This window comes from Citrobacter sp. L55 (assembly GCF_002850715.1).
In the GTDB taxonomy this organism is placed as follows: domain Bacteria; phylum Pseudomonadota; class Gammaproteobacteria; order Enterobacterales; family Enterobacteriaceae; genus Citrobacter; species Citrobacter braakii.
Map to the genome: position 1 here is coordinate 37,249 of NZ_KZ559399.1, position 14,770 is coordinate 52,018.

12 protein-coding genes are annotated in these 14,770 nt (G+C 51.6%); 5 read left to right on the top strand and 7 right to left on the bottom strand.

Features of this window, described 5'->3' with window-relative positions; translation table 11 throughout:
• The first annotated feature begins 6 nt into the window (after positions 1-6).
• Complete coding sequence (locus B9P82_RS00205; RefSeq protein WP_016152143.1) at positions 7-2,451, top strand: trimethylamine-N-oxide reductase 2; 2,445 nt, start codon at positions 7-9, stop codon at positions 2,449-2,451.
• A 69-nt stretch (positions 2,452-2,520) separates the two neighbouring features.
• Here the strand turns inward: B9P82_RS00205 and B9P82_RS00210 are convergent, their stop codons facing one another.
• The 6 genes from B9P82_RS00210 to cusR form a co-directional block, all read right to left on the bottom strand.
• Positions 2,521-3,324: an MBL fold metallo-hydrolase gene (locus B9P82_RS00210; protein WP_101699765.1), complete on the bottom strand. Its 804-nt coding sequence runs from the start codon at positions 3,322-3,324 to the stop codon at positions 2,521-2,523.
• An 80-nt stretch (positions 3,325-3,404) separates the two neighbouring features.
• Positions 3,405-3,656 (bottom strand): membrane lipoprotein lipid attachment site-containing protein, encoded by a 252-nt coding sequence (locus B9P82_RS00215; RefSeq protein ID WP_019076216.1) that lies wholly within the window; start codon positions 3,654-3,656, stop codon positions 3,405-3,407.
• A gap of 14 nt (positions 3,657-3,670) precedes the next feature.
• A complete protein-coding gene (locus tag B9P82_RS00220) occupies positions 3,671-4,177 on the bottom strand; it encodes a hypothetical protein (protein WP_053389938.1) in 507 nt (168 codons plus the stop codon).
• A 370-nt stretch (positions 4,178-4,547) separates the two neighbouring features.
• Positions 4,548-4,874 carry a hypothetical protein gene (locus tag B9P82_RS00225; protein WP_016152147.1) on the bottom strand — a complete coding sequence of 109 codons (327 nt, stop codon included), beginning with the start codon at positions 4,872-4,874 and terminating at the stop codon, positions 4,548-4,550.
• A gap of 246 nt (positions 4,875-5,120) precedes the next feature.
• Positions 5,121-6,572 (bottom strand): Cu(+)/Ag(+) sensor histidine kinase, encoded by a 1,452-nt coding sequence (locus B9P82_RS00230; RefSeq protein ID WP_016152148.1) that lies wholly within the window; start codon positions 6,570-6,572, stop codon positions 5,121-5,123.
• Positions 6,562-7,245: a copper response regulator transcription factor CusR gene (gene cusR / locus B9P82_RS00235; protein ID WP_016152149.1), complete on the bottom strand. Its 684-nt coding sequence runs from the start codon at positions 7,243-7,245 to the stop codon at positions 6,562-6,564. The genes B9P82_RS00230 and cusR overlap by 11 nt, the downstream gene beginning before the upstream one ends.
• Positions 7,246-7,440: 195 nt before the next feature.
• Here cusR and B9P82_RS00240 point away from each other — a divergent pair, with 195 nt between their 5' ends.
• From B9P82_RS00240 to B9P82_RS00255, 4 genes are all read left to right on the top strand, one after another.
• Positions 7,441-8,823, top strand: coding sequence for an efflux transporter outer membrane subunit (locus tag B9P82_RS00240; RefSeq protein ID WP_016155924.1), 1,383 nt, complete (start codon positions 7,441-7,443; stop codon positions 8,821-8,823).
• 32 nt (positions 8,824-8,855) lie between these two features.
• Entirely contained in the window at positions 8,856-9,203 is a 348-nt protein-coding gene (gene cusF, locus B9P82_RS00245) for a cation efflux system protein CusF (protein ID WP_101699767.1), read from the top strand.
• A gap of 76 nt (positions 9,204-9,279) precedes the next feature.
• On the top strand, positions 9,280-10,572 hold the full coding sequence (locus B9P82_RS00250) for an efflux RND transporter periplasmic adaptor subunit (RefSeq protein WP_101699769.1): 1,293 nt from the start codon (positions 9,280-9,282) through the stop codon (positions 10,570-10,572).
• Positions 10,573-10,583: 11 nt separating this feature from the next.
• Positions 10,584-13,721, top strand: a complete 3,138-nt coding sequence (locus B9P82_RS00255) for a CusA/CzcA family heavy metal efflux RND transporter (protein ID WP_101699771.1) — start codon at positions 10,584-10,586, stop codon at positions 13,719-13,721.
• Positions 13,722-13,778: 57 nt separating this feature from the next.
• Here B9P82_RS00255 and rclR read toward each other — a convergent pair whose 3' ends face one another.
• Complete coding sequence (rclR, locus tag B9P82_RS00260) at positions 13,779-14,633, bottom strand: reactive chlorine-specific transcriptional regulator RclR (RefSeq protein ID WP_101699772.1); 855 nt, start codon at positions 14,631-14,633, stop codon at positions 13,779-13,781.
• Positions 14,634-14,770 lie beyond the last annotated feature (137 nt).

Here is a 14,770-nt window from a genome sequence, read left to right on the forward strand (position 1 = left end):
GAAATCATGAAACTCACAAGACGTGACTTTATTAAGACGGCCGGCGCGGCAACCGGGACAATGGCGATTTCTTCGGTGATCCCAATGCCGGCCTGGGCCGAAGGCCAAAATGGCGGAGCGATTCTGACGGCAGCGCGTTGGGGCGCGGTATACGTGGAAGTAAAAGATGGCAAAGTGGTTTCCTCAAAAGGCGCGTTGCCTAAAACGGTGCCGAACTCGTTACAGCAAACCGCGCCGGATCAGGTCCATACCAATATCCGCGTAAAATATCCGATGGTGCGCAAAAGCTATCTGGAAAACCCGGGTAATGCGGATGGTAAACGTGGAAGCGATCCTTTCGTGCGGGTTAGCTGGGAGCAGGCACTGAAACTGATACATGAGCAGCATAGCCGGATCCGTAGCAGCTATGGCCCAGCGTCGATATTTGCTGGTTCCTATGGCTGGCGCTCCAGCGGCGTTCTGCATAAAGCGCAAACCTTACTGCAACGCTATATGAGCATGGCCGGTGGTTACGCAGGTCATACCGGAGATTATTCAACCGGTGCCGCGCAGGTGATCATGCCTTACGTTGTGGGATCGGTTGAAGTCTATGAGCAGCAAACCACCTGGCCGATGGTGCTTGAGCACAGTCAGGTCGTGGTGCTGTGGGGGATGAACCCGCTCAATACCCTCAAGATTGCCTGGAGCAGCACGGATGAACAGGGGATTGAATACTTTAATCTGCTGAAGAAATCAGGGAAAAGCGTCATCGCCATCGATCCGATGCGTTCCGAAACCATTGAGTTCTTTGGTGATAATGCAACCTGGATTGCGCCACATATGGGGACCGATGTGGCGATGATGTTAGGGATCGCCCATACGCTGGTGAAGAAAAATCTCCATGACAAAGCCTTCCTGGAAAAATACACCACTGGATATCCGCAGTTTGAAGAGTATTTGCTCGGCAAGAGCGACAAAATAGAGAAAACCGCCGAGTGGGCTTCCGGCGTGTGCGGCGTGCCTGCTGAGCAACTGGAGAAGCTGGCGGAAATTTTCTCCAGCAATAAAACCATGCTCATGGCGGGTTGGGGGATTCAGCGCCAGCAATACGGTGAGCAAAAACACTGGATGCTGGTGACTCTGGCGGCGATGCTGGGGCAAATTGGTACCGAAGGCGGTGGTTTCGGGTTCTCTTATCACTATTCCAACGGCGGTAACCCAACGCGTACCGGGGGGGTATTGCCAGCCATCTCCGCCCAAATTGAGGGTGGGTCATCTGCGGGTAACGACTGGGCGGTTTCCGATGCGGTGATCAGCCTGCCGGTAGCGCGAATTGTCGAAGCGCTGGAAAATCCAGGCGGCAAATATCAGCATAACGGTAAAGAGCAAACCTTCCCGGATATCAAAATGATCTGGTGGGCGGGCGGCGCAAACTTTACCCATCATCAGGATACTAACCGTTTAATCAAAGCCTGGCAGAAGCCTGAACTGGTTGTCATCTCTGAGTGCTACTGGACCGCAGCGGCCAAACATGCCGATATAGTCCTGCCGATAACCACGTCGTTTGAGCGCAACGATCTGACCATGACCGGTGATTACAGTAACCAACATCTGGTACCGATGAAGCAGGTCATTGAGCCGCAGTTTGAAGCACGCAGTGATTTTGACGTATTTGCCGATCTGGCGGAGATGCTCAAGCCTGGCGGTAAGGCGGTCTACACCGAGGGCAAAGATGAAATGGCGTGGCTGAAGCAGTTCTATGATGCCGCGCAAAAAGCCGCCCGCGCCCAGCGTATCGCCATGCCTCAGTTCAACGCGTTTTGGCAGCAAAACAAACTGATCGAAATGCGTGAGAATGAAAAGAATAACAAATATGTACGCTACGCGGATTTCCGCAGCGATCCGGTGATGAATGCGCTTGGAACGCCGAGCGGTAAGATAGAAATCTACTCAAAAACGATTGAAGGCTATCAATACAAAGATTGCCCGCCGCATGCGTCATGGATTGAACCCGATGAATGGAAAGGAACTGCGGATAAAGATCAACTGCAGCTACTGACGGCGCACCCGGCACATCGTCTGCATAGTCAGTTGAACTACGCTTCGCTGCGCAAAGAGTACGCGATTGCCAATCGTGAGCCGGTAACGATTCACCCGGATGATGCGAAAGCCAGAGGTATTGCCGAGGGCGATCTGGTACGCGTATGGAACGCGCGTGGACAGGTGCTGGTGGGGGCACACATCAGTGACGGTATCAAACCGGGAATCATCTGTATCCATGAAGGCGCATGGCCAGATATTGAGAACGGTATCTGCAAAAATGGCGGCGCGAACGTGCTGACGGCGGATATCCCAACCTCAAGGCTGGCGAATGGCTGCGCGGGGAATACCAGCCTGGTATACGCAGAGAAATTCACCGGCGAAGCGCCAAAACTCACCGTCTTTGATGAGCCAGCAATCGTCACTCTGTAATGATGGTTGAAAAGCGGGGGCCGTAAGGCTCCCGCTTTTTATTGCTTTTTCGGCAATGTCTTACCGCCGTTACTCTGCCAGCACAATCACATCTCCCGTTGCCGGGGCGTCAGTTCCCGGTAGCCACAATCGACCCCACGAACCGGTGCAATGACAGCCGAGTAGTTTTTCTGGTTGTTGTTGCTTAATAAATTGTCGGGTTCGCCATAGCTTAGCGGGGGAGGCGGTGCGTAAATGGAACCCACCGACGAGGGCGTAAATTTGGTTAACGCCGGTGATGTTTTGGCAATGGCGTACGATATTCTCTATTCCCCGATGCCCGCATCCGGTAATGATGACTAACCCGCGATCAGATTTATAGATCAATACGCCTTCGTCGCTGATGTAATCCGGTTGAGGTGTTTTCTCGCTAATAACGCCATAGGCCTGTGGAGTGGCGACACTAATTTCCCCGGACCACAAAAATCGATCGCTGATCGCCAACGGTTCACGGGTGTATTCCATGATTAGTCGAGAGTAGTCGTTATCACGCGAGAGTTTTTTTATTTTTCTTGGCGTTCCCGCCAGGGTTATTGAGGCGTACCGTTCGAAGGCTATTTGGGGATGGCAAATGATACGACTGTTATCCGTCAGCCACGGCACGCCGCCACAGTGATCGTAATGGCCGTGCGAAAGAACCACGGCGGTCAATTGCGTCAGGTCTACGCCCATTTGCGCGGCGTTAAGTATGAAGCTGTCGTCCGGGCCGGTATCAAATAGTATGGTGGTGGTTTCATCCTGAACTAACAGACTTAATCCAGGCTTTGCCCGTAATGATTTATCTGCGCTCGCAGCGCGCCTGTTTTCAAGCAATACCGTGAGGGTTAATGCCATGCCTGACTCCAGTATTAAAACGGCATACTGTAATACATGACCGTTGAGAGCGCTGTGATCGCAGCGCTCTTTGTGCTGACTTAGCGGTGATAGTAATGGCCGTCATCATCGGAGTGATGGTGACTATGCCGCCACGCATGCTGGTTCTCCCTTTGCTCACGCTCCTGGCGTTCATGCTCTTTATCACGGTTGGCTTCACGGTTTTTGTGATTAGCGATCGCCGTGGCAACTGCTGCGGCCCCAATACCAGCAGCGGCTGCAGAAAGATAAGGATGTTCGGCACAGCCCGACAGACTAGCCATAATAACCAACGTGGAAATCAGTTTTTTCATTGTGGCGGTATCCGTTACTCGCGCACAATTTTGCCATCATTCCCGGCATCGCTGTCATTCCAGCTACCGCGACCATTCGTTTTAATGGTGTAAGTGGCATAGCCGACACGGAAGGTCATCGTATCCTGATAGGTATTTACGTCACGCACTTCATTACCATTGACGTACACGCTGGAACCCTCGACGTGAATATCAACGCTGCGTTGACCATTGGCAAATTTGGCTACGTAATTTCCGCTGAATTTGCCGTAAATATCGGCATTATCGTGGTTATCCCGGTCAGCGGTATTTTGCTGCTCTTCACCATGATGATGATGACGGCTCTGCTGGCTGTTGCCGTTCTCAATAAAACCATGATCGCGGTTCCACTGATAGGATTTATTGATATCGCAGCCATTGAGTTCACTCATTTGTGTACAACCTGAATGTTCATACTTTTTCTGCATTGCCGGGGTAATTGCGCATGCTGTTGTGGCCGTTGTCAGGCCGAGGACAAAGAGGGTCAGCAGACGTTTTTTCATTTTTTTGCTCACTATCATCATTAAGTTTATTTATAGGAATACGAACTGTTCGAATGTCATGTTTACGACGACGGCAGTCTCCCATTAAATATTAATGACGCATACCAGGGGGAATCCTAATTTATATTAATGGTGAGAGCGTGGGGGGCTGTAATATGCAACATTACAAGCAGGTGAATTACGTAGTTTATACAAGTAAGATAAAACGCTTAATTATATTTACTTTTTAATGAAGTGTTTAAAGAAATATTAATATTGACATTAATGGCAGGAACGCAGGCTTGTATATGTACAGGCCTGCGTGGCGCGTTTTGTCCGCAATATTCATACATAGTGAATTGATGGACATTTTATTCAACACAGAACAACGTTACCCTTGCGCGGGGATCTGTGCGCGGTGCTGCCTGGCCTGAACCTCATGGGCATATGAATGACCGTTATTCACTGACTGGTGAACGACCATCGCTTTTTCATGTTTATTCATTTGTGAAAAGGGGCGAGCCTGGGATGGCGTTGACGTTGAATTATTCGTCTGCGCGACGTGTTCTTGCGCCATTTGTTGATGTGCAGGGGCACTGCTGTTATTCATCATTTCATGGGCTGCTGCGGCCTGCTGATGCATTTTGGGTGTGTCTGCCGCATTAACGCCAGCTGAAATAAAAAACGCGATAGCGAAAAAAGAGGATATCTTATTCATCATATTTCTCCTGTTTGGGTTTACGGAAGAAATTATAATTGGTGAGGGCTGTCAGCGGCGTGACAGGACTATGACGGTTATGTCAGAGAATCGGTGATGATATATATCGTTCATACTTCAAGCTGCATATGCGTTGGCTGCGCTCGTTCACCCCAGTCATTTACTTAAGTAAGTGACCGGGGATTACCTCTCTTGCCGCCTTCCTGCAACTCGAATTGTTTAAGGTATCAACGCCATTACCATAAATTACATCGCATGCTTGGGCAGCGTCAGAATAAAACGGGTGGCAAGCTGATCGGATGTCACCGAGACTTTCCCCTGATGGGCGATAACAATCGATTTCACAATCGCCAGGCCAATACCGCTGCCTTCGCCTTTACGCTGTCGCGAAGGGTCAACCCGATAAAAACGATCAAATAGCCGCGATAGATGCTGTGGGGGAATGGGGGGGCCGGGATTTTCCACGACTATCTGGACCAGGCCATCCGCCTCTTTCACCCGCACGGTTACCGACTCGCCTTTTGGCGTGTAGCGCATGGCATTTGAAAGCAGATTACTCATTGCCCGGCGTAGCATTAACGGATCGCCTGAAACCCAGCATGCGCGTCCTTCAAAACGTAAGCCAACCTCGCGCTCTTCTGCCCAGGCTTCGAAAAAGTCGAACACTTTACCAACCTCATCGGCCAGATTAAGCGCTGTCTTTTCCGGGATAAGCTGATTGTTGTCTGCCTGCGCCAGAAACAGCATGTCGCTTACCATTTTCGACATACGACCAAACTCTTCAAGATTGGAATACAGCACGTCTTCCAGCTCTTTTTGGCTACGGGTTTGGCTGAGCGCAATTTCCGTTTGTGTGACCAGGTTGGTTATTGGCGTGCGGATCTCATGGGCAATATCCGCCGAGAAGTTCGACTGACGTTTAAATACATCCTCGATGCGTTCGATCATGTGATTAAACGAACTTACCAGTTGTTCCAGTTCAATAGGGACCGCTTGCGGATCGAGGCGCACATCAAGATCTTTTGAGGTGATATTTTGGATGCGCCGACTGACATTACGGATCGGTTCATGGCCTTTATACACAGCGAACAGCACGATAAATACAATCATCATGCTAATCAGCGATGCCGTCATAATCAGTTTGTTTTTCAGGTCGTTAATATAGTGCAGATGAAAATCGATCGATAACGCCAGATACAACGTATACGCCGCTTTTCCATCAGTCAGCTTTCCTACCGGTAGGCGAATCATTCGCCAGTTAGACGACGTTTTTTGTCCGTGAATATGTTTGGACGTTTGCAGTGTTGGGCCGGATATAATAAAAACATCGCTGGCATGGGCATTTTTATCCGGTCTTGCGCTGGCGATAAATTGCCGGAGATCCGGCGCATTTGGCGAATGAAAAATGGCTTTCTGCTTACTGTCTTCCAGAGAAATAATGACGTTCGAGTAGCCCTCAACCACGTTTTTTAGCGTTTCCAGACGGCGTGATTCCGGCTCGTTGGGTTGGTTAATAATCCGCTCCAGCGTGGCGCTGATCTCTTGTAAATCATTGATGTCCTGCTCGGCGAAATGGACCTTCACGGAGTGGATCATTATCCATGCAAAGGCGAAAAATGAAGCGATCGTCGCCAGACTGATAAAAAAGGTCAGTCGTGTTGCCAGCGAAAAAGGGCGCCGCCATCGTTTACTGGGCATCAGGAACCTCAAGCATATATCCCACGCCGCGTACGGTCTGAATCAGTTTCGGCTCAAAATCGTTATCAATTTTGGCGCGCAGACGCTTAACGGCGACGTCGATGGCATTGGTATCGCTGTCAAAATTCATATCCCAGACCTGGGAAGCGATCAGCGAGCGGGGTAAAACTTCCCCTTGATGACGCAGGAAAAACTCAAGCAGGGTAAACTCTTTGCTGGTCAGAGTAATACGCGTCCCGCTGCGGGTGACTTTTCTGCTGACCAGATCGACCATTAAATCCGCGACCTGAAACTGGCTTTCGACAATCACCGCCGCCCCGCGGCGCAGCAGCGTTCTGACCCGCGCCAGCAGTTCGGCGAAGGCGAACGGTTTGACCAGATAATCATCAGCGCCTAATTCCAGACCCTTAACCCGATGTTCAATGGTACCCAGCGCGGTGAGGAGAAGAATGGGCATCCCTTTGTTAGCGGAACGCAGCATCCGTACGATATCCCAGCCGTTTACATCCGGCAGCATGATGTCGAGTATGAGCAGGTCGTAATCGCCGGTCATCGCCAGGTGGTACCCGTTCAGGCCGTTATCCGCTAAATCCACGACAAAACCCGCTTCCGTCAGGCCTTTCGTCAGGTATTCACCGGTTTTTTTCTCATCTTCGACTATCAACACCTTCATCGCATTCTCCTTCTCACACGGGTTGTGCGGACTTTCAATTCTAGGGAAGCGGGATCGGATAGCAATCGGTTATTGGGAAAATGACAGTTTTGTCATTTTCCTGTCACCGCTTAAACAGAGTCACTTCGTTAAAGTACAACACTATAAATTCCTACATTTTTTAGGGCCATCAGTCCGGTCAGGACGAGAAGAACTATGAGCAAATTTAAGCTTCTTACCCTCAGCGCTGTATTCGTTCTCGCCGGTTGTTCATTGGCGCCGGACTATCAGCGTCCGACATTGCCTGTGCCGCAGCAATTCTCCTTAAGCCAGAACGCCCTGGTTTCTGCACCGGTGGGATATCAGGACACGGGCTGGCGGAGCTTCTTCGTTGACTCTCAGGTAAAGGCGCTGATTGGCGAGGCGCTGGTCAATAACCGCGATTTACGTATGGCAGTGCTAAAAGTTCAGGAAGCGAGAGCGCAATATGGCGTCACGGACGCTGACCGCTATCCGCAAATCACGGCAGGTTCCAGCGGTACTTACAGCGGCAAATTAAAAGGCGATAGCAGCACCGATCGTGAATTCGAAGCTGGACTCAATCTTAGTTTCGATCTGGACTTCTTTGGTCGGCTGAAGAATATGAGTGAAGCCGAGCGACAGAACTTCTTTGCCAGCGAAGAGGCGCGTCGGGCGGTACACATCTCATTAATCTCCAACGTATCGCAAAGTTATTTCAATCAGCGTCTGGCTTATGCACAACTGCAAATTGCCGAAGAAACGCTGCAAAACTATCAGCGTTCTTACGCTTTTGTTGAGAAGCAGTTGCTGACCGGAAGCACCAACGTACTGGCGCTGGAACAGGCGCGGGGCGTGATTGAAAGCACGCGCAGCGAAATCGCGAAGCGTAAAGGTGAACTGGCGCAGGCGAACAACGCGCTGCAACTGTTGCTGGGTACGTACGGGAAATTACCCAACGACCAGATGCGCAGCAGCGGGGATATCAAACCAGTAACGCTGCCGCCATCGCTCTCGTCGCAAATCCTGTTGCAGCGCCCGGATATTTTGGAAGCTGAACACGGATTAATGGCGGCGAATGCCAATATCGGCGCCGCACGAGCAGCGTTTTTCCCGTCGATTACCTTGACCAGTTCAGTTTCCAGCAGCAGCAGCGATCTCTCCAGCTTATTTAATGCGACCAGCGGCATGTGGAATTTTGTCCCCAAAATAGATATTCCCATTTTTAACGCCGGACGTAATCAGTCCAATCTCGACCTCGCTGAAATTCGCCAACAGCAGTCGGTGGTGAATTACGAACAAAAAATTCAGAACGCGTTTAAAGAGGTGGCGGATGCGCTGGTGTTGCGCCAAAGCATTGCCGATCAAATTAGCGGTCAGCAGCGCTACCTGACGTCATTGCAAATCACCTTACAACGCGCCAGAGCGCTTTATCAAAATGGTGCGGTTAGCTACATCGAAGTACTGGACGCTGAACGTTCTTTATTCGCTACGCAGCAATCGCTGCTCGATCTTAATTACGCCCAACAGGTTAATGAAATTAAGCTGTTTGCTGCCTTAGGCGGCGGTTGGGTGGAGTAATCCTTAATATTAATTTTTCAGGAGCATCAAGTATGAATACTACCGCCAAAGCCGTGTTGTTTAGCTTTTTCTCTGTGGTCATGTTTAACGCTCAGGCCAATGAGCATCAGCATGGCGAGATGATGAACATGCAGCCAGCGGCCCAACAGGAAGACGTCATTAGCGCCACCGGGGTGATTGAAGCTATTGATAAAGAAAGTAAAAAAATCACGATCAAGCACGATCCCATTGCCGCGGTGAACTGGCCTGCCATGACGATGCGTTTTACGCGGGTTGCCGACACCAAGGCTGACGATATTAAACCCGGCGATAAGGTTGCGTTTACGTTTGTTCAGCAGGGAAATCTCTCTGTGTTACGCGATATTCACTTCAGTAAATAACGTTCTCGCTGGTCTCTTTTATTCTTGCCCGGATTCTTCGAAATTCGGGTGAGACTATCGCGCAATGGAAATCACTATGGCGTCTTTAAATATTAAAAATACCGCGCTTATTCTCGCTGGCATGATTGCCGGTGGGGTTATTTCTGTCGGTATTTATACTTATTATTCATCAGCAAACGTAACGGCTGAAACCGGGCAGGCTTCGCAAAAAGAAGCCAGAAAAGTGTTGTTCTGGTATGACCCCATGTACCCGAACACGCGCTTTGATAAGCCGGGTAAATCACCGTTTATGGATATGGATCTGATCCCCAAATATGCCGATGAAGAGACCGCGAGCGCGTCAGCGCCTGGCGTGCGTATCGATCCCACTCAGACCCAAAATTTGGGGCTGAAAACAGAACCTGTGCGCCGTGGCCCGCTGCACTATGCGCAAACTTTCCCGGCTAACGTTAGCTATAACGAATACCAGTTTGTTATTGTCCAGGCTCGCTCCGCAGGCTTTATTGAGAAGGTTTACCCGCTAACCGTGGGCGACAAAATTAAGCAAGGTGCGCCGCTTATCGATCTGACGATTCCCGACTGGGTTGAGGCGCAGAGCGAATATTTGTTACTGCGGGAGACCGGCGGCAGCGCGACACAGGTGGAAGGGATTCTGGAGAGATTACGTCTGGCCGGTATGCCGGAAGCGGATATTCAGCGCTTAAAATCGACGCGTAAAATTCAGACCCGCTTTACCCTGAAAGCCCCTATTGATGGGGTGATTACCGCATTCGATTTGCGTACCGGCATGAACATTTCCAAAGACAATGTGGTTGCGAAAATTCAGGGGATGGACCCGGTATGGGTCAGCGCGTCGGTCCCGGAATCTATCGCCTGGCTGATCAAAGACGCCTCGCAATTTACCATCACCGTGCCCGCCTGGCCGGATAAGCCTTTCACCATTAGCAAGTGGAATATCTTACCTAGTGTCGATGCCTCCACGCGTACGCTGCAGATCCGTTTGCAGGTCAATAACCCTGATGAGGCTCTCAAGCCGGGGATGAATGCTTACCTGCAACTGAAAACGCAAAGTGAACCGATGCTGCTGATCCCCTCAAAGGCGTTGATTGATACAGGCACCGAGCAACGGGTGATCACTGTCGATAACGAAGGTCGATTTGTACCGAAGCAGGTTGCGGTATTCCATGAATCTCAAGGGCTGACGGCTATCCGCTCAGGCCTGACTGAAGGTGAAAAAGTGGTGTCCAGTGGTCTGTTCCTGATTGATTCCGAGGCGAATATCTCTGGTGCACTGGATCGTATGCGCGCGCAGAACAGTGGTGCGCAAGACGCATCCGCAAAGCCAGCCCAGGCGACCCATTCACACTGAGGACATGATAAATGATTGAATGGATTATCCGCCGTTCGGTGGCAAACCGTTTTCTGGTGATGATGGGGGCGCTGTTTCTCAGTATCTGGGGAACCTGGACCATCATCAATACCCCGGTTGATGCGTTGCCCGATCTCTCTGATGTTCAGGTGATCGTCAAAACCAGCTATCCAGGGCAGGCACCGCAAATCGTTGAAAATCAGGTGACTTACCCGCTGACCACCACCATGCTGTCGGTACCGGGCGCGAAGACCGTACGTGGTTTCTCGCAGTTTGGTGATTCCTATGTGTACGTCATTTTCGAAGATGGCACCGATCCTTACTGGGCGCGCTCGCGCGTACTGGAGTATCTCAACCAGGTTCAGGGGAAATTACCGGCAGGGGTCAGCGCGGAGATGGGACCGGACGCCACGGGCGTCGGCTGGATCTTTGAATATGCGCTGGTCGATCGCAGCGGTAAACACGATTTGGCAGAGTTACGTACTCTTCAGGACTGGTTTTTAAAGTATGAGTTAAAAACGATTCCGAACGTGGCAGAGGTGGCCTCGGTAGGCGGCGTGGTTAAACAGTACCAGGTTGTTATCGACCCGATGAAGCTGACGCAATATGGCATCAGCCTGGCGGAGGTGAAATCTGCACTGGATACGTCGAATCAGGAGGCGGGCGGCTCGTCTGTTGAGATGGCTGAAGCGGAATATATGGTCCGCGCCAGTGGGTATCTACAAACGCTTGATGACTTCAATAATATCGTCCTGAAAACAGGGGCCGACGGTGTACCTGTTTACCTGCGCGATGTCGCGCGTGTGCAGATTGGGCCGGAAATGCGCCGTGGGATCGCCGAACTGAATGGCGAAGGCGAAGTGGCGGGCGGGGTGGTAATTCTGCGTTCCGGTAAAAATGCGCGTGAAGTGATCTCCGCCGTCAAAGCCAAACTCGACACGCTGAAAAGCAGCCTGCCGGAAGGCGTTGAGGTAGTTACAACATACGATCGCAGTCAGCTCATCGATCGCGCTATTGATAACCTGAGCTATAAGCTGCTGGAAGAGTTTATCGTTGTTGCGCTGGTATGCGCGCTGTTCCTGTGGCATCTGCGTTCGGCGCTGGTAGCGATTATTTCCCTACCGCTGGGACTGTGTATCGCGTTTATCGTGATGCATTTCCAGGGGCTGAACGCCAATATCATGTCGCTTGGGGGCATTGCCATTGCCGTTGGGGCGATGGTCGATGCCGCGATCGTGATGATTGAAAACGCCCATAAGCGGCTCGAAGAGTGGGGACATCAGCATCCGGATGAAAAACTGGATAACGCAACGCGCTGGAAGGTTATTACCGATGCCTCGGTAGAGGTCGGCCCGGCATTGTTCATCAGCTTGCTGATTATCACCCTGTCGTTTATCCCTATTTTCACGCTCGAGGGGCAAGAGGGGCGACTGTTCGGCCCGCTGGCGTTCACCAAAACGTATGCCATGGCAGGCGCGGCGTTTCTGGCTATTGTCGTCATTCCGATCCTGATGGGATTCTGGATCCGTGGCAAAATTCCGGCGGAAAGCAGTAACCCGCTTAACCGTTTCCTGATCCGTATTTATCATCCGCTGTTGTTGAAGGTGCTGCATTGGCCTAAAACCACCCTGCTGGTGGCGGTACTTTCAATACTGACGGTTATCTACCCGCTGAATAAAGTCGGTGGTGAATTCCTGCCGCAGATTAACGAAGGCGATCTACTGTATATGCCGTCAACCCTGCCGGGGATTTCGGCGGCGCAGGCGGCGGATATGCTGCAAAAAACCGACAAGCTGATCATGACCGTTCCGGAAGTGGCGCGTGTGTTTGGTAAAACCGGTAAGGCGGAAACCGCAACGGATTCCGCGCCGCTGGAAATGGTCGAAACAACGATCCAACTGAAGCCGCAGGATCAGTGGCGTCCGGGGATGACGATGGACAAAATCATCGCCGAACTCGACAAAACCGTGCGCTTGCCAGGGCTGGCGAACCTGTGGGTTCCGCCTATTCGTAACCGTATCGACATGCTTTCTACCGGCATCAAAAGCCCGATTGGGATAAAGGTGTCAGGTAATGTTCTGGCTGATATCGACGCCACGGCGGAACAAATCGAAGAGGTAGCCAGAACCGTGCCGGGCGTCGCTTCGGCGCTGGCTGAGCGGCTGGTGGGCGGGCGCTATATTAATGTGGCCATTAATCGGGAGAAAGCAGCCCGCTACGGTATGACCGTTGGCGCGGTACAGCTGTTTGTCACCTCCGCGGTAGGAGGCGCGATGGTGGGCGAAACGGTGGAAGGGATTGCACGTTATCCGATTAACCTTCGCTATGCGCAGAGCTATCGTGATAGCCCGGAAGCGCTGCGTAATCTGCCTATTCTGACGCCCATGAAGCAGCAAATCACGCTGGCTGATGTTGCAGATGTGACAGTGGTTTCTGGTCCGTCGATGTTGAAAACCGAAGATGCGCGACCCACCAGCTGGATTTATATCGACGCCCGCGACCGTGACATGGTTTCGGTGGTGAACGATCTGAAAAAAGCGATCGCTGAAAACGTACAGTTAAAGCCGGGGACCAGCGTGGCGTTTTCCGGGCAGTTCGAGCTGCTTGAACGCGCCAGCCATAAGCTCAAACTGATGGTGCCGATGACGCTGATGATTATCTTCGTCCTGCTTTATCTGGCTTTCCGTCGTTTTGGTGAAGCGCTGCTGATTATCACCAGCGTGCCCTTTGCGCTGGTAGGAGGGATCTGGTTCCTCTACTGGATGGGGTTCCATATGTCGGTTGCGACCGGAACCGGGTTTATCGCCCTGGCTGGCGTTGCCGCGGAGTTTGGCGTAGTGATGCTGATGTACTTGCGCCATGCTATTGAAGCCGAGCCTGCGCTGGAAAATCCGCAAACCTTTACGGCGGATAAGCTGGATGAAGCGTTGTATCACGGCGCGGTGCTGCGCGTGCGTCCGAAAGCGATGACCGTGGCGGTGATTATCGCGGGCCTGTTGCCAATCTTGTGGGGGACAGGGGCGGGCTCAGAAGTGATGAGCCGCATTGCCGCGCCGATGATTGGCGGCATGATTACCGCGCCATTGCTGTCGCTGTTTATTATTCCGGCAGCTTATAAGCTGATGTGGCTGCACAGGCATCGTAGCTAAAAGTAATGCCTTGAAGCGCTCGCCTGCGTCGGTTTTGTTGCCGAAGCAGGCGGTGCGTTATGCCGCCAACGCTTTCACGCGTTTGCGGTACTCGCCCGGCGTGCAGCCAAATCCCCGTAAAAAGACTTTGTGAAACGATGATTCGCTGGCGTAACCCACCGACTCGGCAATAACGATCAACGGCTGCGATCCGCGTGACAGCATCTGGGCGGCGAATTGCAGGCGTAGCTCGGTTAACACCGCCAGCGGCGTGGAGTTTGATACTTCACGGAATAGCTGCGCAAAGCTGGCCCGCGACATATGGGCACGCTTTGCCAGTTCTTCGACAGTCCAGGGAAAAGCCGGTGACTCCAGCATCATGAAGACAACGGCACCCAGCCTTGGGTGCAGCAGTAAATTCAGCACATTTTTAGCGGGTGTCGGCTGGGCTAGCCACTCGCGAACGGCTAACGCGAACAGCGTAGCGCATTGCTGGCTGCAAACGATGTTGGAGCCAGGCAGATCGTTGATGTATTCCTGCTGCATCAGCGCAATCATGGCCTTCAGCCAGTGGCTAATGGGACTGTTATCTTCTGGTGCCAGTATTAATATTTCCGGAAGGGCGGTTAAAAAATAGCGTGAAGATGCCTGCAATCGCAGGCTTCCGCAGACAATATGCGTTTGTTCTTCCCCTGTTTGGCACAGCCGATGCGCGGAGTTTTGAGGCAGAATGACTATTGTTCCTGGGCGTAACGTAGAAGACGTTCCGTCTGGCATATCCAGTTGAGCAAATCCCTGGGTTACCGTATGCCAGCGGATAACGGACAGCTCACCCGCCGCGTGCGGCAGTTGCCAGTCCCTGCTCAGCAGGCAGTTTTGATCAATCGAGCCCTGCGGGTCGTTAAGCATAAGTAATCGGCTAAGTGCATCCATAAAGACTCCTGAGCAGTTCTTGTTGATGCTTGTCGAGATGAAGTAACGCTGTTACTCATTATTTATTAAATAAATTTATGGTATTAGTTTATTTCCTCGATGGATTGAGTGGAAGATAGATAGTAGTGATTTAGACG